Consider the following 22,476-nt stretch of genomic DNA (forward strand, 5'->3'; position numbering starts at 1 on the left):
TAAACTTTGATAAAACGGATACCATAGAATGCGTACCAGTAAATATCTTCTTTCTACTTTGAAGGAGACTCCAAACGACGCAGAAGTCGTGAGCCATAAGCTCATGTTACGTGCAGGTATGATCCGTAAGCTGGCTTCAGGTCTTTATACTTGGCTGCCTACTGGTCTGCGTGTACTGCGTAAAGTCGAAACCATCGTTCGCCAAGAGATCGACAATGCTGGTGCAATCGAAACCTTGATGCCGGTGGTACAGCCGTTTGAATTGTGGGAAGAGACTGGTCGTTCTGAAAAAATGGGACCTGAGCTACTGCGCTTTACTGACCGCCATGAGCGTCCGTTTGTATTAAGCCCAACCGCAGAAGAAGTGATCACAGCGCTCGTGCGTAACGAAGTGAACTCTTACAAGCAACTGCCACTGAACCTGTACCAAATCCAAACCAAATTCCGCGATGAGCGTCGTCCACGTTTTGGGGTGATGCGTGCGCGTGAATTCTCAATGATGGATGCTTACAGCTTCGACATCGATAAAGACGGCCTGCAAAAATCTTATGATGCGATGCACGCAGCTTACTGCAAAGCTTTCGATCGTATGGGGCTGGATTACCGTCCAGTGCTGGCAGACAGCGGTGCGATTGGTGGTAACGGTTCACAAGAGTTCCACGTTCTGGCAGAAAGCGGCGAAGATCTGATTGTATTCTCAACCGAATCAGACTACGCAGCGAACATCGAAAAAGCAGAAGCACTGGCACCTGCGACTGAAGCTGCTGCGCCAACTCAGGAAATGACGCTGGTGGATACACCAAACGCGAAAACCATCGCGGAATTGGTTGAGCAACACGGTCTGCCTATCGAAAAAACCGTAAAGACCCTGTTTGTGAAAGCCTCTGATGCGATTGATGCACCTATCGTTGCGCTGATCATCCGTGGTGATCACGAACTAAACGAAATCAAAGCAGAAAACCTGCCAGAAGTAGCATCGCCACTGGAAATGGCAAACGAAGAAGAGATTCGCGCGCTGATCGGTGCTGGCCCGGGTTCATTAGGCCCTGTTGGTCTGAAACTGCCATTCATTGTTGACCGTACCGTTGCAGTGATGAGCGATTTCGGCGCTGGCGCGAACATCGACGGTAAACACTACTTCGGTATCAACTGGGGTCGTGACGTTGAACTCGGCAAAGTCGAAGATCTGCGTAACGTAGTAGAAGGCGATCCAAGCCCATGTGGCAAAGGTACTCTGATGCTAAAACGCGGTATTGAAGTCGGTCACATCTTCCAATTGGGTACCAACTACTCTGAAAAGATGAACTGTGGCGTACTCGATTCAAACGGTAAAAATGTCATCCTTGAGATGGGTTGCTACGGTATCGGTGTATCTCGGGTAGTGGCTGCTGCCATCGAACAAAACCATGACGATTACGGCATCATCTGGCCAGATGCGCTAGCGCCTTTCCAAGTGGCTATTGTGCCGATGAACATGCACAAATCTGAGCGCGTTCAGGAAGCAGCAGAGAAGCTGTACGCAGAGTTGACTGCGGCAGGCATCGAAGTGCTGTTTGATGATCGTAAAGAGCGTCCGGGCGTGATGTTCTCTGATATGGAACTGATCGGCGTGCCACACACCATTATCATTGGTGATCGCAGCATGGACGAAGGCCACTTCGAATACAAAAATCGCCGTCAAGGTGAGAAAGAAGCAGTGGCAATGGACTCGATCATCGACTTTATCCAAGCCAAACTGGCCTAATTTTCGGTCACATTCGCTTACAAAGGCTGCCCTCTGGCAGCCTTTTTTATTGCCAGTTTTCCCCAAACTACTTGGATTTGCAGGTAGGCGGCAAATGAGTTCATCCCATGAGCATAGAGAGGCTATGTGATTGAGGTGAACGAACGCGGCCAACACCGCTGCAACTTCAAGAAGGAAGGGGATATTAATATTAGATTCATTTTTCATCATCTACACTGAGCCAAAACCAGAGGAGATAAGCCATGGATCTTAAATCATTACTCGACCAAGCACTGAGCTCAGACCTTGTCAAAAAAGGCAGCGAGCAGTTGAAAACCTTAAGCCAAGATAAAAGCCAACTCGGTACTTTGGGAGCGGGAGCCTTGGGTGGCGGTCTGCTGGGCATGTTACTTGGTTCTAAAAAGAGCAAAAAATGGGGCAAAAGCGCTTTAAAAGTTGGTGGGGCAGCGGCGCTCGGTGCTCTTGCCTATAAAGTCTACAACGATTGGAATGCCAATCAAAAAGGCAATACAGCACCAACCCCTTTTGATGAAAGCAATCCTCGCCATGAGTTGATCATTTTAAAAGCCATGATTGCCGCCGCAAAAGCGGATGGGCATGTCGATGAGCAAGAGATGGCGCGAATCCAACAAGCGATTGATGAACTGGGCGCAGATAACCAAGTACAACAATTGGTTGAACAAGAGCTGCGCAAACCACTGGATCCTGCTGAAATCGCTCGGTTTGCGCAAAATCCAGCTCAAGCCGCTGAGCTGTATCTGGCGTCATTGCTGATTGCCGACGAGCAAAATTTCATGGAAAAAGCTTATCTCAATGAACTGGCTAAACAGCTAGGCTTAGATGCTCAATTGGTCGCGCAACTGAACTTACAAGTCTCTGGCCAATAATTCACCACTCATGAGGCTTCATTGAGCCAGCGCAAGTAGTAGGTTTGGTATTTCTCTGCTCTCAAGGTATATTGAGAGCAGTTATCATTTGAGGACACCCTGATGAAAGTTTATGACTGTTGCGAACTGGTACGCGAGCTTTACGCGCAAATTGGTAGTGGTGATCAAGGCTATATTCCGCAAGCCATCAGCTGCGCTGTACGTGCATTAAACGAGATTGCGGCTGATACCGCCCTGCCACTGGCGGCACGAGAAAAAGCGGCGTTTGCGGCGGCGAATTTACTGATTTCCGATTTTGAGGATTAATAACCATGAATCTCGCGAATTTTGCCACTATGGATCCGATCATACTGATGAGCATCATTAACATGAAACTGCGTGACGACTTTGGTGGTGATCTGGATAAACTGGTCAACGATTTCGATATTGATCGCAGCGCGTTAGAAGCTAAGCTGGCGAGCGCAGGCTTTGAGTTTTTACCGCAAGTCGGCCAATTCCGCTAAATCAACGGTTATCGCAAAGCGCCCTTTCAAATCGGAGCTGAAAAAACGAAAAAAGCGCAGAGGTTCTCTGCGCTTTTTGTTGTGCTTAAGCTTAAATCAATTAGCCAAAATATTTACGAGCATTCTGGAACATACGCATCCAAGCGCCGTTCTCACCCCAGTTATCAGGGTGCCACGAGTTGGCGACGGTACGGAATACACGCTCAGGGTGCGGCATCATAATCGTCACACGGCCATCTTGAGTGGTTAAACCGGTAATCGCATTCGGTGAACCGTTCGGGTTGCTTGGGTAAGCTTGGGTTGGCTGACCAAAGTTATCCACGAAACGAATCGCTACAGTGCCAGATTGCTCAATTGCCGCCAGATGCTGAGCATCACGCACTTCCACACGACCTTCACCATGAGAAACCGCAATCGGCATTCTTGAGCCCGCCATCTCGCTAAAGAACAGCGATGGCGATTTTTGCACTTCAACCAAGCTAAAGCGCGCTTCAAAACGATCCGACTCGTTACGCACAAAACGTGGCCACAGTTCTGCGCCCGGGATCAAATCACGCAGGTTAGACAGCATTTGACAGCCGTTACACACCCCAAGTGAGAAAGTATCTTTACGTTGGAAGAATTGCTCAAACTGCTCACGCGCTTGGGCGTTAAACAGAATCGATTTCGCCCAACCTTCACCCGCCCCCAGTACGTCACCGTAAGAAAAGCCACCACAAGCCACCAGACCTTGGTAAGCATCGAGCACGGTTTGCCCAGTCAGAATGTCGCTCATATGCACATCAACCGCATCAAAACCAGCACGGTCAAACGCTGCCGCCATCTCAACATGTGAGTTGACGCCTTGCTCACGCAAAATCGCCATTTTCGGACGCGCACCTTTGGCGATGTACGGCGCAGCAACGTCGACTTGCACATCGTAAGTTAACTTCGCATTCAAACCTGGGTCACGGTTATCTTGTTTGGCCGCAAACTCTTGATCGGCACACGCCGAGTTATCACGCAGCGCTTGCATCTTATGGGTCATTTCCGCCCAGATAGTACGCAGCTCAGTACGAGAGCGTTCAATCAAGACTTCCTCACCACAAGTGATCAGCAGACGATCGGATGCTTCTACTTCACCAATCACGTGAGCACACGCTTCTAAACCATGGGCGGCAAGTGTTGCCAGAACAGCATTCAGCTCATCATTTTTCACTTGAACCACGGCGCCAAGCTCTTCATTGAACAGTGCCGCCAGTGCATCATCACCCAAGGTTTCAATATTGGCTTTAATACCACAGTGACCCGCGAAAGCCATTTCTGCCAACGTCACCAATAAACCGCCGTCACCTTTGTCGTGGTAAGCCACCAGCTTGTCGTTACGCACCAGCGTTTGTACTGCATCAAAAAAGCCTTTGAGCTGCGCCGCGTTATCCACATCAGCCGGCTTATCACCCAACTGTTTGTACACTTGCGCCAATGCGGTTGCGCCAAGACGATTTTGACCATTACCCAAGTCAATCAAGATTAAGCTTGTCTCGCCAAGGTCAGTACGCAGTTGTGGAGTCATGGTCTTGCGAATATCTTCCACTCGTGCGAAAGCGGTAATGATGAGTGACAGCGGCGAAGTGACTTCTTTTTGCTCGCCATTTTCCTGCCACTTGGTTTTCATCGACATCGAATCTTTACCGACTGGGATAGTGATACCCAGTGCTGGACAAAGCTCTTCACCGACCGCTTTCACCGCTTCATACAGACCGGCATCTTCACCCGGATGGCCCGCTGGAGACATCCAGTTCGCAGAGAGTTTGATGCGTTTCAGCTCGCCAATGTCGGTTGCGGCAATGTTCGTGATAGCTTCACCCACCGCTAAACGAGCGGAGGCACCGAAGTCCAGCAGCGCAACTGGGGTACGCTCCCCCATCGACATGGCTTCGCCGTGGTAAGAATCAAAACTCGCGGCCGTTACCGCACAGTTAGCCACTGGAACTTGCCATGGACCGACCATTTGATCCCGCGCGACTAAGCCAGTCACTGAGCGGTCACCGATGGTGATCAGGAACGTTTTTTCTGCGACTGCCGGTAAACGCAGTACACGATCCACCGCTTCATTAAGCTCAATGCCTGAACGCTCTAAGGCTGGGCTAGCCACTTTCAGCGTGTTCGCATCACGATGCATCTTAGGCGGCTTGCCCAGCAGAATGTCCATTGGCATATCGATTGGCGTGTTAGCAAAGTGGCTGTCTTCCAGCGTCAAATGGCGCTCTTCGGTCGCTTCACCCACTACGGCATAAGGTGCGCGTTCGCGCTGGCAAATCGCATCAAACAGCGGCATATCTTCCGCAGCAACCGCCAACACATAACGCTCTTGCGATTCATTACACCAGATTTCCAGTGGGCTCATGCCCGGCTCATCATTAGGCACATTACGCAGTTGGAATTTACCACCGCGATCGCCGTCATTGACTAGCTCAGGCAGTGCGTTAGAGATGCCGCCCGCGCCCACATCATGGATAAAGGCGATTGGGTTTTTGTCACCGAGCTGCCAGCAGCGGTCAATCACTTCCTGACAGCGGCGCTCCATCTCTGGGTTTTCACGCTGCACGGAAGCAAAATCCAGATCTTCAGCAGACTGACCAGAAGCCATGGAAGAGGCCGCACCACCGCCCAGACCAATGTTCATCGCAGGGCCACCGAGTACGATCAGTTTTGCCCCAACCGGGATCTCTTTCTTCTGAATATGCTCTGCACGGATATTACCCAGACCGCCAGCGATCATGATTGGTTTGTGGTAGCCACGTACCTCTTCACCCGCATGTGAAGTCACTTTTTCTTCATAAGTGCGGAAATAACCTAGCAGGTTCGGGCGACCAAATTCGTTGTTGAACGCCGCGCCGCCGAGTGGCCCTTCCAGCATAATATCCAGCGCATTGACGATGCGGCTTGGCTTACCAAAATCGCTTTCCCATGGCTGTTCAAAGCCGGGAATACGCAAGTTAGATGTGGTAAAACCGACCAAGCCTGCTTTGGGCTTGCCGCCAATACCCGTTGCGCCTTCATCACGGATTTCACCGCCTGAACCTGTCGACGCACCCGGCCAAGGAGAAATCGCCGTTGGGTGGTTGTGCGTTTCCACTTTCATCAGAATGTGGGCATCTTCATGGTGATAGGTGTACTGACGGCTATCAGAATCAGGGAAGAAACGGCCAACAGTCGAGCCAGTCATTACCGCGGCATTATCTTTATAAGCCGAAAGCACATAATCTGGCGTCTGTTCAAAGGTGTTTTTGATCATTTTGAACAGCGATTTATCTTGTTTAACCCCATCAATGGTCCAATCTGCATTGAAGATCTTGTGACGGCAGTGCTCTGAGTTCGCCTGTGCAAACATCATCAGTTCAATATCGTTAGGATTACGACCCAGTTTGGTGAAGCTCTCAACCAGATAGTCAATTTCATCTTCTGCCAGTGCCAGACCAAGGGAAACGTTTGCCTCTTCAAGCGCACGACGACCACCAGCCAACACATCCACCTGACTCAGCGGTGCAGGCTCTGCCACGCTAAACAGTTGCTGCGCATCGGTGAGTTCTGCGAACACCACTTCCATCATGCGATCGTGCAACAGTGTCTTAAGTGTTGCGATTTGTGCTGCGGTCAACGCCGTTTCTGCTTCAACATAATAAGCCGTACCGCGCTCAAGGCGTTTGATGCCACGCAGGCCACAGTTATGGGCAATATCCGTTGCTTTCGAAGACCAAGGAGAAATGGTTCCGGGACGCGGGGTCACTAATAACAATAAACCTTGCGGTTCATGTTCTTGAATGGTTGGACCGTAAGTGAGCAGTTTTTCGAGCTTTTCCAACTCTTGCGGATTGAGCTCCGCCTTGAGATCGGCAAAGTGCATAAACTCGGCGTAAATACCGGTTACAGGCAGTTGCAGTTCACGACACGCGGTCAGGAGCTTGTTAACACGAAACTCTGAAAGAGCTGGGGAGCCACGCAAAATTCTCATGTGCTTAGGTCTCTATGTCCAATTGATTGAGGTGTAATTGGCATAAACTCTTTCAAATACAGTAGATTAAACTCTATTTATTGAATGTATGCCGATTTCACCTCTACTAATGGCTGCGCATTATAGAGGATTTCTTTTTGTGACGTAACACCAAAAGCAACCGTTTGCGTCATTTTTTTCGTTAATTTTGAGTTACGACCCATTTGCACAAATCTTCGAGCAAAATGACAGCTTACTCAGTGAGGACTTTGCCAAAACCATCGCCTTTGATATAAAGGCATCTGTCTTGATGAGAGAAAAACCAAATTGATGACTCCTTTTGCATATAAATTTCCCGTTCGCGCACTTTGGCTAGGCCTATTGAGCCTTATCTTAGTCGGTTGCCAAATCGACTCAGAACCCAAAAGCGAGCTGGAAAAAATCCGTGAACGTGGGGTTTTACGTGTAGGTACTCTCAACAACCCCCTCTCCTATTACATCGGCCCGGATGGTCCAACAGGTTTGGATTACGAGTTAGCCCGCGAATTTGCTAAAGAGCTTGGTGTGAAATTGGAAATGAAGCCGGCATATCGCCTTTCTAGCCTATTCCCAGCCCTAAAAAATGGTGAAGTGGACATCATTGCCGCAGGCTTAAGCCAATCGGAAGATCGACTCAAAGATTTCCGCGCCGGGCCTGCATATTATTATGTGTCACAACAGGTGGTCTACAAGAAAGGTGGCTGGCGTCCACGCAACTTCAAACAGTTGGTCGAAAAGCAGCAAGAACTTTTAAAAGATAATCCTGAATTGGCCTTTTTCAGCGTGGTAGATGATTCCCATTTTGAACATACCTTGCAGGCCAAACAGCAAAAATACCCAGACTTTCAATTTCACGTCGATAGCAATTCCGATGTGAATGATCTCCTGAAAAAAGTCTCACAAGGCGAACTGATGTTCACGATGGCGGACTCTGTTGAAGTATCGCTTTCTCAACGCGTCTACCCAGAACTGACTGCCGCCTTTGAACTGACCGAAGACCAACCTATTTCATGGTTTACACGTCGTGCCGATGATGAAAGTTTGTACGCTTTAATGATTGAGTTCTTTGGTAATCTGAAACAATCGGGCTATTTGGCTTCATTGGAAGAAAAATACATCGGCCATATTGGTGCCTTTGACTATGTCGATACCCGCGCATTTATTCGCGCTTTAGACACTCGGTTACCCAAATGGACGCCCCTTTTTCAGAAGTATTCGGCGGAATTTGATTGGCGCTTAGTCGCGGCTTTGGCTTACCAAGAATCACACTGGAATCCTTATGCCAAATCACCAACCGGGGTTCGTGGCTTGATGATGCTTACCCTTCCGACCGCCCGTAGCGTCGGCGTGGTTGATCGTCTGCATCCGGAACAATCGATCCGCGGGGGCGTCGAGTATTTACGCCGGATGATGGAGCGCGTTCCCGCTTCTATCCCTGAACATGAAAAGATCTGGTTTGCCTTGGCCTCTTACAATATTGGTTATGGACATATGATGGATGCGCGTCGCTTGACCAAAAACCAAGGTGCAGATCCAGATTCTTGGGCGGATGTAAAAGACCGCCTTCCCCAGCTACAACAGAAGAAATACTTTACTCAAACTCGTTATGGCTACGCGCGTGGTGATGAAGCACGTAACTATGTTGAAAACATCCGCCGCTACTATCAAAGTATTATCGGTCATCTTGAGCAACGTCAGCTCATGACAGGAGATGACAATATTGAAGACCTTGCGGTAATTGCGCTCGATGATGAGGCACTGACCGACGAGGTAGGGACTGAAGACATTGAATCTGATGATGTACAGCTAGAATCGGACGCCGCAGACAATACTGACCCAAGTAGCACACCATTAGATGAGAATAAAAAATAGTCACTTGATTTTTGAGAAGAAAACACGTAAATCAATCTGTGAATGACATCGCTTTCCTGTCGTCAAAAACAGGTAACATTCAAACGCAATAATAAAGCGATATATTCAATAGACTGCGTGTCCTTGAAACGGCAGATTGGCCATTTCAAGAACACAATAGGTCAATATTAGGGCTCCCTGACTCTCACGAGCAGGGGTTTTATGTCAGTAAGTAGTAGGAGGGTGTTTTATGTTGAGACGTAAACGTCAATCAAAACTCCTGAACAAAACCGTATCTGCAAATCGTCGTCGCCGTATGTTAGCCAACAGTAAGAAAAAAGTGTTGGCTCGTCATCGCGCTTTCGTACAGCAAAGCAACTAACTCGTTACACCTCGAATGGCAAACATCGTTGCAGATGTTTGCCAAAGATTCACTTCTCTTCTTTCCTTTCAGCATCCCGTTTCGCTTTGATCTCTTTCCGACGTCGCTGGAAAAATGCTTGGAGCTGGATGCGACACTCTTCTTCTAAAAGCCCCTTATCCACCGTCGCATAATGATAAGCCGCCTGACTGCTAAACAGATCCATCACCGTTCCTGCCGCTCCCGCTTTCAGATCTGGCGCACCGTACACAATTCGTTTCACTCGGCTATGCAGCAACGCCCCAGCACACATAGGGCAAGGTTCTAAGGTGACGTATAACGTGGTATCGAGCAGACGATAGTTGTTGAGCACGTTCCCTGCTTTACGAATGACTTCAATCTCTGCATGTGCAGTTGCATCATGATGAGTAATCGAGCAATTCCAACCTTCGGCAATGATTTCACCATCACGGACTAATACGGCGCCGACAGGGACTTCCCCCTGCGCTTCTGCTTGCGCCGCTAGCATGATGGCTCGACGCATAAATTGTTCATCTTGAGGAGAAAACAGAGATTCGGGCAAAACCACACTCCAACGTGTATTAAAAAAGTGATTCTAGCGGAGATCGCAGCAAAAACGAAAGCCAACCCAAGAAAAAGCCCACTCGCTTGAGTGGGCTTACAACACATGATTAGGCGCACATTACATGCTATAGGTATAAGGTGCTTGGATCCCCAATGGAATACCCACCGCCCAATACGCTAACAAGAAAATTGACCAACCAATCAACATCGCAATCGAGTAAGGCATCATCATCGAAGCCAAAGTACCGATACCCGTTGATTTCACATAGCGTTGGCAATAGACCACCACCAGTGGGAAAAACACCATCAATGGCGAAATGATGTTAGACACCGAATCCCCCACGCGGTACGCCGCTTGAGAAAGCTCAGGTGAAATCCCTACTGCCATCAACATTGGCACGAGAATAGGACCAATCAACGCCCATTTTGCTGATGCAGAACCCACAAGTAGGTTAACCATCGCCGTCAATAGAATCATCCCAACAATCGTGGCTTGACCTGGAAGATTCATCGCTTTCAAACCTTCTGCACCGTACAGCGCCAACATAGTACCAATGTTAGATTGGCCGAAAGCAGAAAGGAATTGTGCACAGAAGAACGACATGACGATATAAGCGCCCATCGTTGACATGGTGCCAGACATGGCCTTGATGACATCGTTGCTGTTTTTGAAGGTTCCTGCAACACGGCCGTAGACGATACCCGGAATAATAAACAGGATAAAGATCAGTGGCACAATCGACTTCATGATCGGCGCAGTAAAGGCAGTGATCTCACCTTCAGGAGAACGCAAAGCCGAGTTTTCTGGCCATACCGCAGCCACCAATAGTGCGATACCCACCACCATTGCCCAACCGGCATAACGGAAGGCTTTTGATTCAATCGCAGTAAACGAACCTAGATCAGGTGCGGATTCCGCATCCTCATCCACTTTGGTCGCCGCCAAGCGTGGTTCAATCACTTTATCTGTCACATACCAACCAATCGCTACGATGATGATTGAGGAAAGGCCCGTGAAGTAAATGTTGGCTAATGGGTTAACTTGATAAGACTGATCCAACACTTGCGCCGCTGTTTGAGTAAACCCAGCTAGCAGAGGATCAATACCAGACGGAATAAAATTCGCCGAGAATCCACCAGATACGCCAGCAAATGCCGCGGCAATACCGGCCAACGGATGACGACCTGCAGCATGGAAAATAATACCGCCTAGTGGAATCACCAGCACATAACCCGCATCTGCCGCGGTATGTGAAACAATCGCCACCAAAATAAGCATTGGCGTTAGCAATTTCACAGGCGTGACATTAAGCATTTTTTTCAGGCCTGTGGTAATAAAACCAGAAGAATCAGCCACACCCACCCCGAGCATCGCAACAAGAACGATACCCAGTGGCGCAAAACTGGTAAATGTGGTCACCATATTGGCCAGAAAATGAGCCAGTGATTCGCCAGTGAGTAAGTTTTTGATCTCTAGAGCTTCATTAGTACGAGGGTTAGTCAAATCAAAACTGACATTAGAGAGTAGAGCGGAAGAAATCCAAACGATAACTAATGCCCAAAAGAAAAGAATCGCGGGATCTGGGATTTTGTTCCCTGCTCGCTCAATAAAGTTTAAAAAGCGATCCATCCCACTTGGCTTCGCGGATGGCGCTTGATTGATAGCTTGGTTACTCATAGTAAATTCCATAATGTGATGTTGCTGCGTGAGGCCTTATTAAATTGGCCTTCTGTATCCGTTTCGGATATCCGTGTGCCCCTTTGAAACCGGTCACAATGAAACGGAAATTTTTCAATTAGCATTGTATAGAAACGACCTAACCAAAGCACAGAGTTCGTTCTCTTTTTACATATTTAGAGACATATTTTGCAAAAATGGCAAACTGAAGATACATGGTCGAAACATAATCAAAAAGACAACACATACAAATTTGAAACCAATTTGCAAAATCTCAGATTACTCAAATCATCACAAAACCAGCAAAGAGACCACCATAATGAGATAGCTAGCCATTGGACGCTAACGTTTCACGGTGGTTAACGCCATGAAATCACACGGAGTCTAGAGTAAAGGGGATTGGGGGGGATTTTATAAAAGTAAAGAAAGCCGCTGGCTAATCAAACTCGCTGTATTTAGAAATCATCGTTTTCAACGTAACCGATTGTAAGGTACCCTGACGATCATGCCATGCTGCTTCGATTGTCACTGTTTTGAGCGAACCTGAAACCGTTGCAGCAGGCACCGACCAAGATAAAACATACAAGGGATGTGAGGCATCATTCCCTGAAACAATACTGCTATCAAAATTTGCCGAAGGTATCGAGGGTACCGCAGATAAGGCTCCACGCGTACGAAACCATTCCAATTTTTGCTCAGCAAGATTTAACGCTTCAATACTGTGCATCGCGTAATCAGCGCGTTGCTCGATATAAGCTTGTAATTTCACCAAACCAAGCGCACCAATACCAATCAACACAAATGAGATCATCACTTCGATCAAGCTAAAGCCACGTTGCTTATTGCGCATTCCAGCTTCCTTCTTTCCAACACGGTTTTACAAAATTACTCGCAATATGATCGATCACATCTTTATTGAAATTAAATACTAAGGAGTTATTAAATGCCGCTGCCTGACCTGCGCTGTCAAGAAACTGCCCACCAGTCACAGTAAATGAACCGTGTTGATAATAAGAGGCAATTGTTCTGAATGAGTCAGGTATGACACTTGGATTATGATTTAAATAGGCATTCGCTTCAAAAGAGGCCCAATGTTGAGTTGATGGAACATAGTCTTTATTGAAATGAAACAATACTCCTTTTAACTCTCCATTTCCCATAACGGAAAAAATCCCTTCGTGAACCAAAATCAATACACCAGGTGTTTTTTGAGAGGCTTCAGAAACCTTTTGCGTATAAATAGCATTAAGTTCACACCCTCCTTCAATCCAGAGGTAATAATGTTTATTTTCTATTTGTTCCAATATTTCCTTCCCGCAATCAGGAACAATATTAGGTTGACCATTCGTATTTTCTGGAGCAAGAATTTGCGTGAACTTCGGATTGTTCTTTATTTTTTCATGCTGTTCTTCACTAACATCAAAGAACTCTTCAAATAAGCTCATTTCTGGTTGCTTAACAAAATCACTACCAGTGGGCAGACTTCCCGACGCACTCGATTTATGTGTGGTTTGGCAATCCTTACCCGTTGGATTTACGAATCCAGTATAGGGCGGTTTGTTAGGAATTAAGACTCCCTCATTTTGTATAGCACCAGATGCATCAAAAATATTTTTATAACGTAGCGCAATACATTCCCACCCCTCTGAATTAAAAGCACCTGGGTCTGGAACAATATTCACACTCCCTCGAACATAAATATCAGAAGCTGATTGAATTGCACCATGAGCCATATTGCCTGAGATAAGAATATCTTTAACTAATGAAGCATAACCATAGTGGGAGGTTACTTTATACCCTGAACTGATTAAACTAAATTGAGGTATAACACCTAAGCCACTACCACAATCAGTAATCGTACCCGGGAGTCCATTGGCAAATAAAAACTGTGAGTAGCCACACTCCAACCCACCCTCAGCAAGCCAGTGATCCTGCCTAGCTTTTACTTCATTTTGTGCACGTTTAATCTGATAAAAAAGATTTTTATACGAACCGAGCGTCACAACCAATGCAATTGAAAGCAGAATAGCGGTAATCAGTAAAGTCGCGACACCTTTTTGATATTGAATCATTATTGCCAATTCCTTTGCTGAACCTGTAATGAGATAGCATTAGAGATATTAGGGTCATCTTTTAACTTCGCCATAATAGAAATCGTCATCAATGAACTATTGACCGCTTGACCAGATAAAGGCGTTTCTGATATTTCAAATTGATCAATTTTGATTTGTTTCGGGTCAAATAAATCAAAACATCCTGTCGCAGCAGAGACAACGCTGAGTGGAGAAGCTGAATCCTTTTGACAATACTCCAACATATCATTATTTAATTGATAGATCGTATTGCTCACCTTGGTGGATGATTTTCGATAAACATAACCAATTTTATTCGATGCTCGATAGATCACACCGACAGCACCAGATAGCCGCATAGATTGATTACCCACATCGTCAAAACCAGCACGCTGGATATCCTCTTTCATCTGCTGCATAACGCTGCTGACTTGCTGAAGCAGCATAATTTCTTTACTGCGTTGCGCTGCCGCTTTTTGGTTAGACAAAAAGACAGTCCCGACAATAGCTAAAGCCATCGCCCCCACCAAAGCGGCAACCATAAATTCAATCAGCGTATTACCTTGCTGGTTAGCACTTTTCAAAGCCATATTTTGCCTCATTTTCGGTGCAAACTTTGATTCGCCCAGCCCGATTGTGCACAGTCACTTTGATTGAATCTGCAGCAGATTCCGACGGTTTAATAAAAAGGCTACCCGCTTCCTGAGGATTACCCATTACATGATCAAATTTGACCTCTGTTAGTGTATTGGTCTTCGATACAAATACATTTTGATATCGCTGACCTTGCAACAGAGCAACCGTATTACTTGCATCGATCGCTGCCACATCCGATACGCTGGATAGCACCAGTTGCCATTGACCCGTTATAGAAGGCAATCCTTGAATATGCACCCATAAGTCCTGATTTCGAAAAACAGCTTCAGATTTAGCTTGAATGAGGAATCCCTGTAATTCATTGGCTAAATTGGTCATCTTCGTTTGCTGGCTCACCTTTGAGAAATTGGGGGCAGCAAAAAGCAACATTGTGGTTAATACCGCAACGGTGATCAAAAGCTCCAGCAAAGTAAAGCCGCGATGCATTTCCCAAAATCCTTTGCAAACTGTGAGAGGATGGTGAATCAACTTGCATAGATGCTAACAGCTATCAAAAATGGCGTTGTTTTATAAAGAGAAGTAATGGAAATGATTCGAAAAATTTTCTGCAAGCCAAGTGTGAGTCAGCAACAAGGTATGACATTGATCGAATTAATGATCGCGGTCGTGATCGTGGGAATTTTAGCGAGCATCGCTTATCCAGCCTATACCAACTATGTCAAAGAAGGTCATCGTAAACAGGCGATGGCTGATATGGCCAAAATTCAGCTCTATTTAGAAGAAAAGTACAACAACGGCTATACGGCGACAGGTATCGTCGATGCTCAAAAGGTATGTAATTCTTTTTGTAGCGTAGACAGTGATCGTTACAAGATTGTGGTCGAAACCGCGGCCACTAGCTATGCGATTACAGCCACTCCGCAATCCAGTAAAGGACAAAATAGTGATAAATGCGGCGGTAGCACCTACACCTCTCTCACGTTGAATGAGAAAGGAGTGACATCACCAAGTGCGTGTTGGAAATGACCAATCCGAATATCAAAGTAATAAATCATCATTGAATGATTTACCGAAATAAGAAAAGACCAGCAAGCTGGTCTTTTCGATAGTGACTCATTGAATCTTGATTAACTGGTTAGGTCATCAAAAAACTTCTTCACACCATTAAAGAAGCCTTCAGCTTTCGGCTTGTGTTTCGTCGCCGCTTCGCCACCGCAAGACTCTTCAAACTCTTTCAGCAGCTCTTTCTGGCGAGCACTCAAATTGACTGGGGTTTCGACCACAAGTTTGACAATCAAATCGCCTAATGCTGCAGAGCGAACGCCTTTCACACCTTTACCGCGCATGCGGAACATGCGGCCAGTTTGGGTTTCAGCAGGCACTTTCAAGCTCACGCGACCATCGAGTGTTGGCACTTCTACTTCGCCGCCCAGAGCCGCCATCGCGAAGCTCACTGGCACTTCACAATACAAGTTATTGCCATCACGCTCGAAAATGTGGTGCTCTTTGACATGTACTTGTACATACAAATCCCCTGCTGGCGCGCCCATTTCTCCGGCTTCACCTTCACCGGCAAGACGAATGCGATCACCGGTATCCACACCAGCTGGAATTTTCACATTGAGTGTTTTGGTCTTTTGCTTACGACCTTGGCCATGACAGACGTTACAAGGATCTTTGATGATCTTGCCTTTACCATGACAGGTTGGACAGGTTTGCTGCACCGCAAAGAAGCCCTGACGCATCTGAACTTGGCCATGACCATGACAGGTTCCACAAGTTTGTGCTGAGGTGCCTTTTTTCGCACCTGAGCCATCACAAGCGTCACAGTGTACTAATGTCGGTACTTCAATCTCTTTCGAGCAGCCACGAACCGCTTCTTCAAGGCTCAGTTCCATGTTGTAACGTAGGTCGGAACCACGTTGTGCTCTTGGACCACCGCCACGGCGACCACCACCAAAGATGTCACCAAACACGTCACCAAAAATATCGCCAAAGTCAGCACCGCCACCGCCGAAGCCGCCGCCACCAAAACCACCCGCGCCTTGTTCAAACGCCGCATGACCATATTGGTCATAAGCCGCTTTCTTCTGCGCATCGGTCAGAATTTCATACGCTTCTTTGACTTCTTTAAACTTTTCCGCCGCACCAGCATCTCCCGAGTTGCGGTCCGGGTGGTATTTCATCGCAAGGCGTTTGTATGCCTTTTTAATATCACGCTCGGAGGCGTCACGGCCTACGCCTAATACTTCGTAAAAATCACGTTTTGACATGTTCTCAGTCACCAATTTGTTACTGCCAACGGCTACGCCGCTCGGTGGGTATCGATATAGATAAGGGGGATCCCGTTGCCTTTATCTTTAGCGACACGCTTCAAACAGACGGGCGTAAGAGTTACCTCAAACGCCCGCTGCTTCAAAGTTCAATAAGAACTCAGCAAACCGCACGAATTATTTCGTGCGGTATCGCTCAATTACTTCTTATCGTCGTTAACTTCTTCAAACTCAGCGTCAACTACGTCATCTTCTTTTGTTGAAGACTGTTCAGCGTTTGCACCTTGTGCTTGAGCTTGTTGCTGTGCGATTTCCATCAGCTTCTGTGCCGCTGCCATCAGTGCTTGCACTTTGGCATCGATTTCCGCTTTGTCTTCGCCTTTTTTCGCTGTTTCTAGCTCGTTGATCGCAGTTTCGATCTTCGCTTTCTCATCCGCTGGCAGTGCTTCGCCTGCTTCTGTGATTTGTTTGCGAGTCGCGTGGATCATCTGGTCAGCTTGGTTACGTGCAGTTGCTAACTCTTCGAACTTTTTGTCCGCTTCTTTGTTCGCTTCTGCTTCTTGAACCATTTTTTCGATTTCAGCATCGCTCAGACCGCCAGAAGCTTGGATAGTGATCTTCTGCTCTTTGCCTGTCTGCTTGTCTTTTGCTGAAACGTGCAGGATACCGTCTGCATCCAAGTCGAAGATGACTTCGATTTGTGGCATACCACGTGGTGCCGCATTGATGCCCTCTAGGTTAAATTGACCCAGAGATTTGTTGTACATCGCTTGCTTACGCTCACCTTGCAGTACATGGATAGTTACTGCGCTTTGGTTATCTTCCGCCGTAGAGAACACTTGGTTCGCTTTGGTTGGGATAGTGGTGTTTTTCTCGATGAGCTTGGTCATCACACCGCCCATGGTTTCGATACCCAGAGACAGAGGCGTTACGTCTAGCAGCAGAACGTCTTTTACTTCACCCGCTAGAACACCACCTTGAACCGCAGCACCTACCGCTACCGCTTCATCTGGGTTCACGTCTTTACGTGGCTCTTTACCAAAGAATTCAGCTACTTTCTTCTGAACCATTGGCATACGAGTTTGACCACCGACTAGGATAACGTCAGTAATCTCGTTTACAGACAGGCCAGCGTCAGCCAGAGCAACTTTCAGTGGCTCCAGAGAACGTTGAACCAGATCTTCAACCAGCGCTTCCAGTTTCGCGCGAGTCACTTTGATGTTCATGTGCTTAGGACCGGTCGCATCTGCCGTGATGTATGGCAGGTTAACGTCTGTTTGCTGTGCTGAAGAAAGTTCGATTTTCGCTTTCTCAGCCGCTTCTTTCAGACGTTGCATTGCCAGCGGGTCGTTACGCAGGTCGATGCCCTGGTCTTTTTTGAACTCGTCAACCAAGTAGTTGATCATGCGGTTGTCAAAGTCTTCACCACCTAGGTGAGTGTCACCGTTGGTAGACAGAACTTCGAAGGTTTTCTCGCCTTCAACTTCATCGATCTCAATGATAGAGATATCGAATGTACCACCACCAAGGTCATACACCGCGATAGTACGATCGCCGCCTTGCTTGTCTAGACCATAAGCCAGAGCAGCTGCGGTTGGCTCGTTGATGATACGTTTAACTTCTAGACCTGCGATACGGCCAGCATCTTTGGTTGCTTGACGCTGAGCATCGTTAAAGTAAGCAGGAACAGTGATAACCGCTGCAGTAACGGGTTCACCGAGGAAATCTTCCGCGGTTTTCTTCATTTTCTTCAGAACTTCAGCAGACACTTGAGGAGCCGCCATTTTTTGGCCTTTCGCTTCAACCCAAGCATCACCGTTGTCAGCCTTAACAATTTTGTAAGGCATGATTTTGATATCACGCTGAACTTCTTCGTCTTCAAAACGACGACCGATCAGACGCTTAATTGCAAATAGCGTATTTTGTGGGTTAGTGACTGCTTGACGTTTTGCAGGTTGACCCACCAGAGTTTCACCGTCTGTATATGCAATTACAGAAGGAGTAGTACGCTCACCCTCTGCGTTTTCGATTACGCGAGGCTTATCGCCGTCCAATACAGCAACACATGAGTTTGTAGTACCTAAGTCAATACCAATGATTTTACCCATCAGGCTATCTCCAAAAAAATTCTATGTTCGATTTGTATACCCCTAATGTGGGGATGGAGAATCGGGTTTCAACCCCTACTCACAAACCAAAACGGGCTTGTTTGCTTCTCGTATGCCCCTTAAATAAGGTCTTCAAAAACCATTTCAAGGGTAAAAGTGAAAAAAATTCAGATTTATTGCGTTTTGGGCATAAAAAAGCGAAGCCAATCGGCTTCGCTTTTCGTTTTCAGATTTCATAATGGCTAAGAAATGGTTATTTAGAAACCATAACCATCGCAGGGCGAACCACACGTCCATTCAATTCATAGCCTTTTTGCATCACAAACATCACTGTGTTTGGTTCATGCTCGGCGCTTTCTTGAATCGACATCGCTTGGTGGAATTCAGGATTGAAGGTTTCACCGTGCGGATTGATCTCTTTCAAGCCAAACTTCGCAATCGTATCAACGAAAGTTTTGTGCGTCAGTTCGACACCTTCCAACAGAGGTTTGATTGCTTCAACTTCACCATCGGCAGCTTGAATCGCACGCTCAAGGTTATCAATCACTGGCAGTAGCTCTTCAGCAAAGCGGCTCAGCGCAAATTTACGTGCTTTATCCACTTCCTGCTCGCTACGGCGACGCATGTTTTCGACTTCCGCACGGGCACGCAGTACGCTGTCCTGCTGCTCTTTCACGCGCTCTTCGCTCACAAGCAGCGCCGCTTCTAACTGAGCAATTTTCGCTTCTTTCTCATCGATTTCGTCAGCGGCTTGGTTCCAGTCGATATCGGCATCTGTTCCTACAACTTCAGCTTCAGTCTCAACCGCGTCTTGTTGCAGCTGCTCGTCTTTGTTCTTGATCTCTTCGTTGCTCATGATATCTCCAAAATTCACTTCATACTGGTCAGGAGAAATCGTCTAATCGTCGATTTCCCAACACAAAAATTCGCATAAAAGCACAACTTGCCCTTATTATGGGGACGATGAATTCTGATTCAAGCCTAAATCGGTTGGAAACCTTATGAAAAAGCCGTTCAACGTTCTTGCCATTATCGGCAAACCGCGAGATCAACAAGCAATTCAAACGCATAAAGAAATTTATCACTGGCTGATTTCACTAGGTTATTCGGTGTTTATTGATGATCGTTTACGGGAAATTTTGCCCGATTTACCGAGCGAGCACTTTGCAAGTTTGATTGAAATCGGCAAAAAAGCTGATTTAGCTATTGTGGTCGGTGGTGATGGCAATATGCTCGGAGCAGCGCGCGTATTATCTCGCTTCGATATCTGCGTGATCGGGGTCAATCGTGGCAATTTAGGCTTTTTGACCGACTTAAACCCAGAAGATTTCCAACTTCGCTTACAAGAAGTCCTCAACGGCAAATACCTACAAGAGACTCGTTTTTTGCTTGAAGCAGAAATTCATCGTCACGGGCAAATCAAAAGCCATAATGCGGCTTTGAACGAAGCAGTACTTCACCCCGGAAAAATTGCCCACATGATTGAATTTGAAGTTTATATTGATGATAACTTCGCTTTCTCTCAGCGCTCCGATGGGTTAATTGTCTCAACCCCAACCGGCTCGACTGCTTATTCACTTTCCGGCGGAGGCCCGATCCTGTCGCCAAGCCTGAATGCCATTACTTTAGTGCCTATGTTTCCGCATACCCTCTCCTGCCGCCCATTAGTGGTGGGCGGGAATCAACGCATTAAACTGGTGGTTTCCCCTGAAAATCGCGGCACTCAAGAAGTGAGCTGTGATGGACAAGTCTCATTACCTGTGTCGCCAGGTGATGAAATTCATATATATCAAAGCCCTAACGTGCTTAAACTGATCCATCCTGAGGATTACAGCTATTATCACGTGCTACGAACAAAACTTGGATGGTCCAGCAAACTGTTTTGATTTCGCTCACAGATTTCACTCATTGATAGGAAAGGCCGCTAAAAAATTTACCTGTGCGACTTTACTGTATAAAGAAACAGTATAAACTGTTTAAGCATACAGTATTGGTTAATCATACAGGTGCAAACATGCTGGCTCATTTGAGTATCAATAACTTCGCTATCGTAAAATCTCTGCAACTGGAATTATCAAAAGGGATGACCACCATCACTGGTGAGACTGGTGCAGGTAAATCCATCGCGATCGATGCTTTGGGTTTATGTCTAGGCGGACGAGCTGAAGCCAGCATGGTTCGTCAGGGTGAAGATAAAACTGAAGTCAGCGCCGCCTTTCATCTGGATAACAATCTGCTCGCCAGCCGTTGGTTAGAAGATAATGAACTGCTTGAAGGCAAAGAGTGCATTTTGCGCCGGATCATCACCAAAGATGGGCGTTCAAAAGCTTTTATCAATGGCAGCCCTGTTCCGCTCTCTCAGCTCAAAACGTTGGGGCAACTGCTGATCAATGTGCATGGTCAACACGCACATCAGCAACTCATGAAACCGGAATATCAGCTCAGCATGCTTGATCAATACTCAGGTCATGCCGACTTGCTCAAAGCCACGCGTCACGCCTATCAAAATTGGCGTCAAGCGAGTAATCAGCTCAAACAGCTGCACGAAAATAGCCAGCAGAATCAGGCACAGTTACAACTTTTGGAATACCAAATCAAAGAGCTCAACGAATTGGCTCTCAGTCAGGATGAGTTTGTCGAGCTAGAACAAGAGCACAAACGCTTAGCCAATAGCGGAGATCTGGCACTTAATTGCCAACGTGCGATTGAACTGCTCAATGAAGGGGAAGAAGTTAACGCCTTAGGACTCTTACAAAACGTTAGCCATACGCTGATCGATCTGGCTGAAATGGACAACAAGCTGACAACGCTCCCTTCTATGGTGGCAGAGGCACTGATTCAGCTTGAAGAAACTTACCATGAACTGCGCAACTATCTCGATTCTATTGATGTCGATCCAGAACGTATGTCATATGTTGAGGAACGCTATTCCAAAGTAATGTCTCTGGCCCGTAAGCACCATGTACTGCCAGAAGAGCTGTATCAGCATCATCAAGCGCTGCTACAGCAGATCGCTCAGTTGGATTGTTCTGATGAAAAAATGTCAGCACTGGCGAGTGAAGTGGAAGTACTCTACCAAACTTTCGTTACTGCTGCGGACAAGCTGCATAAATCACGCACTCGCTACGCGAAAGAGCTAGATAAGCTGATAAGCCAAAGCATGCATGAGCTGAGCATGGAAAAAGCGCAATTCAAAATCGAAGTGCTGCAAGACAGCGCGCACTCATCGCCCTTAGGTTTTGATGCCGTGACTTTCTTAGTCTCGACGAACCCGGGTCAACCGCTGCAACCGATCGCCAAAGTGGCCTCTGGTGGTGAACTGTCACGGATGTCATTGGCGATCCAAGTGATTACTGCGCAGAAAGTCGATACTCCAAGCCTGATTTTCGATGAAGTTGACGTGGGTATTTCAGGGCCAACAGCAGCCGTGGTCGGTAAACTGTTACGTAAGTTGGGTGAGTCAACTCAAGTACTGTGTGTCACCCACTTACCGCAAGTGGCAGGCTGTGGACACCATCAACTATTTGTTGCCAAACAGACCAAAGCAGGCAAAACCGAAACGCAAATGCTCAAACTGGATCAAGAACAGCGCATTGCTGAACTTGCACGCTTGCTCGGAGGCAGCCAAATTACCGAATCCACGCTCGCAAATGCTAAAGAGCTATTAATCGCAGCCTAATTTCATATCGCATCGCTGGATTTTTTGTTCAGCTTTGCAACCAAATTCAAAATTCACAGTCTCAATAGGCTCAGAGCACGATCGAGGTTTTTACATCTGCTCTGAGCTTGTTTATTATCAGCCAAG

General features: G+C 46.9%; 19 protein-coding genes and 1 pseudogene. 9 read left to right on the top strand and 11 right to left on the bottom strand.

Annotated elements, in window-relative coordinates:
* Nucleotides 1-28 precede the first annotated feature (28 nt).
* The 4 genes from EPB59_RS08740 to EPB59_RS08755 all read left to right on the top strand — a co-directional run bounded on the left by EPB59_RS08740 (nt 29) and on the right by EPB59_RS08755 (nt 3,134).
* A complete protein-coding gene (locus EPB59_RS08740) occupies nt 29-1,744 on the top strand; it encodes a proline--tRNA ligase (protein WP_154172378.1) in 1,716 nt (571 codons plus the stop codon).
* A gap of 242 nt (nt 1,745-1,986) precedes the next feature.
* Nucleotides 1,987-2,631: a tellurite resistance TerB family protein gene (locus EPB59_RS08745; RefSeq protein ID WP_154172380.1), complete on the top strand. Its 645-nt coding sequence runs from the start codon at nt 1,987-1,989 to the stop codon at nt 2,629-2,631.
* Between the two features lie 102 nt (nt 2,632-2,733).
* On the top strand, nt 2,734-2,937 hold the full coding sequence (locus EPB59_RS08750) for a YaeP family protein (RefSeq protein ID WP_000870111.1): 204 nt from the start codon (nt 2,734-2,736) through the stop codon (nt 2,935-2,937).
* A gap of 5 nt (nt 2,938-2,942) precedes the next feature.
* Entirely contained in the window at nt 2,943-3,134 is a 192-nt protein-coding gene (locus EPB59_RS08755; protein ID WP_154172381.1) for a DUF4250 domain-containing protein, read from the top strand.
* Nucleotides 3,135-3,234: 100 nt separating this feature from the next.
* On the opposite strand, the gene purL is transcribed toward EPB59_RS08755, so the two are convergent.
* Nucleotides 3,235-7,128 carry a phosphoribosylformylglycinamidine synthase gene (gene purL / locus EPB59_RS08760; protein WP_154172383.1) on the bottom strand — a complete coding sequence of 1,298 codons (3,894 nt, stop codon included), beginning with the start codon at nt 7,126-7,128 and terminating at the stop codon, nt 3,235-3,237.
* Nucleotides 7,125-7,331, bottom strand: a pseudogene (locus tag EPB59_RS19025) (hypothetical protein). Before EPB59_RS19025 ends, purL begins: the two are co-directional and overlap by 4 nt.
* 106 nt (nt 7,332-7,437) lie before the next feature.
* On the opposite strand from EPB59_RS19025, the gene mltF reads away from it, so the two are divergent.
* Together mltF and EPB59_RS18850 are read left to right on the top strand one after the other, a co-directional pair.
* Complete coding sequence (gene mltF / locus EPB59_RS08765; RefSeq protein ID WP_055051565.1) at nt 7,438-9,018, top strand: membrane-bound lytic murein transglycosylase MltF; 1,581 nt, start codon at nt 7,438-7,440, stop codon at nt 9,016-9,018.
* Nucleotides 9,019-9,247: 229 nt separating this feature from the next.
* The gene (locus tag EPB59_RS18850; RefSeq protein ID WP_258463652.1) at nt 9,248-9,379 is read left to right on the top strand and encodes a hypothetical protein; all 132 of its coding nucleotides are present in this window, start codon (nt 9,248-9,250) and stop codon (nt 9,377-9,379) included.
* 49 nt (nt 9,380-9,428) lie between these two features.
* Here the strand turns inward: EPB59_RS18850 and tadA are convergent, their stop codons facing one another.
* The 6 genes from tadA to EPB59_RS08795 form a co-directional block, all read right to left on the bottom strand.
* Nucleotides 9,429-9,941, bottom strand: a complete 513-nt coding sequence (gene tadA, locus EPB59_RS08770) for a tRNA adenosine(34) deaminase TadA (protein ID WP_081017812.1) — start codon at nt 9,939-9,941, stop codon at nt 9,429-9,431.
* A 120-nt stretch (nt 9,942-10,061) separates the two neighbouring features.
* Nucleotides 10,062-11,621: an AbgT family transporter gene (locus tag EPB59_RS08775; RefSeq protein ID WP_055051564.1), complete on the bottom strand. Its 1,560-nt coding sequence runs from the start codon at nt 11,619-11,621 to the stop codon at nt 10,062-10,064.
* A gap of 436 nt (nt 11,622-12,057) precedes the next feature.
* The gene (locus tag EPB59_RS08780) at nt 12,058-12,471 is read right to left on the bottom strand and encodes a type IV pilus modification PilV family protein (RefSeq protein WP_055051563.1); all 414 of its coding nucleotides are present in this window, start codon (nt 12,469-12,471) and stop codon (nt 12,058-12,060) included.
* Entirely contained in the window at nt 12,461-13,693 is a 1,233-nt protein-coding gene (locus EPB59_RS08785) for a hypothetical protein (protein WP_195706967.1), read from the bottom strand. Before EPB59_RS08785 ends, EPB59_RS08780 begins: the two co-directional genes overlap by 11 nt.
* Nucleotides 13,693-14,283 carry a PulJ/GspJ family protein gene (locus tag EPB59_RS08790; RefSeq protein ID WP_001185559.1) on the bottom strand — a complete coding sequence of 197 codons (591 nt, stop codon included), beginning with the start codon at nt 14,281-14,283 and terminating at the stop codon, nt 13,693-13,695. The genes EPB59_RS08785 and EPB59_RS08790 overlap by 1 nt, the downstream gene beginning before the upstream one ends.
* Nucleotides 14,264-14,776, bottom strand: coding sequence for a pilus assembly FimT family protein (locus tag EPB59_RS08795; RefSeq protein WP_000554595.1), 513 nt, complete (start codon nt 14,774-14,776; stop codon nt 14,264-14,266). The genes EPB59_RS08790 and EPB59_RS08795 overlap by 20 nt, the downstream gene beginning before the upstream one ends.
* 96 nt (nt 14,777-14,872) lie before the next feature.
* Here EPB59_RS08795 and EPB59_RS08800 point away from each other — a divergent pair, with 96 nt between their 5' ends.
* The gene (locus EPB59_RS08800) at nt 14,873-15,316 is read left to right on the top strand and encodes a type IV pilin protein (protein WP_154172393.1); all 444 of its coding nucleotides are present in this window, start codon (nt 14,873-14,875) and stop codon (nt 15,314-15,316) included.
* Nucleotides 15,317-15,417: 101 nt separating this feature from the next.
* On the opposite strand, the gene dnaJ is transcribed toward EPB59_RS08800, so the two are convergent.
* From dnaJ to grpE, 3 genes are all read right to left on the bottom strand, one after another.
* Nucleotides 15,418-16,563 (bottom strand): molecular chaperone DnaJ, encoded by a 1,146-nt coding sequence (gene dnaJ, locus EPB59_RS08805; RefSeq protein WP_000043912.1) that lies wholly within the window; start codon nt 16,561-16,563, stop codon nt 15,418-15,420.
* Nucleotides 16,564-16,763: 200 nt separating this feature from the next.
* On the bottom strand, nt 16,764-18,671 hold the full coding sequence (gene dnaK / locus EPB59_RS08810; RefSeq protein ID WP_000516151.1) for a molecular chaperone DnaK: 1,908 nt from the start codon (nt 18,669-18,671) through the stop codon (nt 16,764-16,766).
* 253 nt (nt 18,672-18,924) lie between these two features.
* Entirely contained in the window at nt 18,925-19,527 is a 603-nt protein-coding gene (grpE, locus tag EPB59_RS08815) for a nucleotide exchange factor GrpE (RefSeq protein WP_154172395.1), read from the bottom strand.
* Between the two features lie 145 nt (nt 19,528-19,672).
* Between grpE and nadK the strand changes: the two genes are divergently transcribed.
* Both nadK and recN read left to right on the top strand, forming a co-directional pair.
* Complete coding sequence (gene nadK, locus EPB59_RS08820) at nt 19,673-20,557, top strand: NAD(+) kinase (protein ID WP_154172397.1); 885 nt, start codon at nt 19,673-19,675, stop codon at nt 20,555-20,557.
* Nucleotides 20,558-20,685: 128 nt separating this feature from the next.
* Nucleotides 20,686-22,350, top strand: a complete 1,665-nt coding sequence (gene recN, locus EPB59_RS08825; protein ID WP_154172399.1) for a DNA repair protein RecN — start codon at nt 20,686-20,688, stop codon at nt 22,348-22,350.
* The last annotated feature ends 126 nt before the right edge of the window (nt 22,351-22,476 follow it).

Source organism: Vibrio metoecus (assembly GCF_009665255.1).
In the GTDB taxonomy this organism is placed as follows: domain Bacteria; phylum Pseudomonadota; class Gammaproteobacteria; order Enterobacterales; family Vibrionaceae; genus Vibrio; species Vibrio metoecus_B.

Excerpts from the sequence above, each read along its gene's own strand:
- EPB59_RS08740 (WP_154172378.1), top strand. The coding sequence starts at position 29 with ATGCGTACCAGTAAATATCTTCTTTCTACTTTGAAGGAGACTCCAAAC.
- EPB59_RS08745 (WP_154172380.1), top strand. The coding sequence starts at position 1,987 with ATGGATCTTAAATCATTACTCGACCAAGCACTGAGCTCAGACCTTGTC.
- EPB59_RS08750 (WP_000870111.1), top strand. The coding sequence starts at position 2,734 with ATGAAAGTTTATGACTGTTGCGAACTGGTACGCGAGCTTTACGCGCAA.
- EPB59_RS08755 (WP_154172381.1), top strand. The coding sequence starts at position 2,943 with ATGAATCTCGCGAATTTTGCCACTATGGATCCGATCATACTGATGAGC.
- purL (WP_154172383.1), bottom strand. The coding sequence starts at position 7,128 with ATGAGAATTTTGCGTGGCTCCCCAGCTCTTTCAGAGTTTCGTGTTAAC.
- mltF (WP_055051565.1), top strand. The coding sequence starts at position 7,438 with ATGACTCCTTTTGCATATAAATTTCCCGTTCGCGCACTTTGGCTAGGC.
- EPB59_RS18850 (WP_258463652.1), top strand. The coding sequence starts at position 9,248 with ATGTTGAGACGTAAACGTCAATCAAAACTCCTGAACAAAACCGTATCT.
- EPB59_RS08775 (WP_055051564.1), bottom strand. The coding sequence starts at position 11,621 with ATGAGTAACCAAGCTATCAATCAAGCGCCATCCGCGAAGCCAAGTGGG.
- EPB59_RS08780 (WP_055051563.1), bottom strand. The coding sequence starts at position 12,471 with ATGCGCAATAAGCAACGTGGCTTTAGCTTGATCGAAGTGATGATCTCA.
- EPB59_RS08785 (WP_195706967.1), bottom strand. The coding sequence starts at position 13,693 with ATGATTCAATATCAAAAAGGTGTCGCGACTTTACTGATTACCGCTATT.
- EPB59_RS08790 (WP_001185559.1), bottom strand. The coding sequence starts at position 14,283 with ATGGCTTTGAAAAGTGCTAACCAGCAAGGTAATACGCTGATTGAATTT.
- EPB59_RS08795 (WP_000554595.1), bottom strand. The coding sequence starts at position 14,776 with ATGCATCGCGGCTTTACTTTGCTGGAGCTTTTGATCACCGTTGCGGTA.
- EPB59_RS08800 (WP_154172393.1), top strand. The coding sequence starts at position 14,873 with ATGGAAATGATTCGAAAAATTTTCTGCAAGCCAAGTGTGAGTCAGCAA.
- dnaJ (WP_000043912.1), bottom strand. The coding sequence starts at position 16,563 with ATGTCAAAACGTGATTTTTACGAAGTATTAGGCGTAGGCCGTGACGCC.
- dnaK (WP_000516151.1), bottom strand. The coding sequence starts at position 18,671 with ATGGGTAAAATCATTGGTATTGACTTAGGTACTACAAACTCATGTGTT.
- grpE (WP_154172395.1), bottom strand. The coding sequence starts at position 19,527 with ATGAGCAACGAAGAGATCAAGAACAAAGACGAGCAGCTGCAACAAGAC.
- nadK (WP_154172397.1), top strand. The coding sequence starts at position 19,673 with ATGAAAAAGCCGTTCAACGTTCTTGCCATTATCGGCAAACCGCGAGAT.
- recN (WP_154172399.1), top strand. The coding sequence starts at position 20,686 with ATGCTGGCTCATTTGAGTATCAATAACTTCGCTATCGTAAAATCTCTG.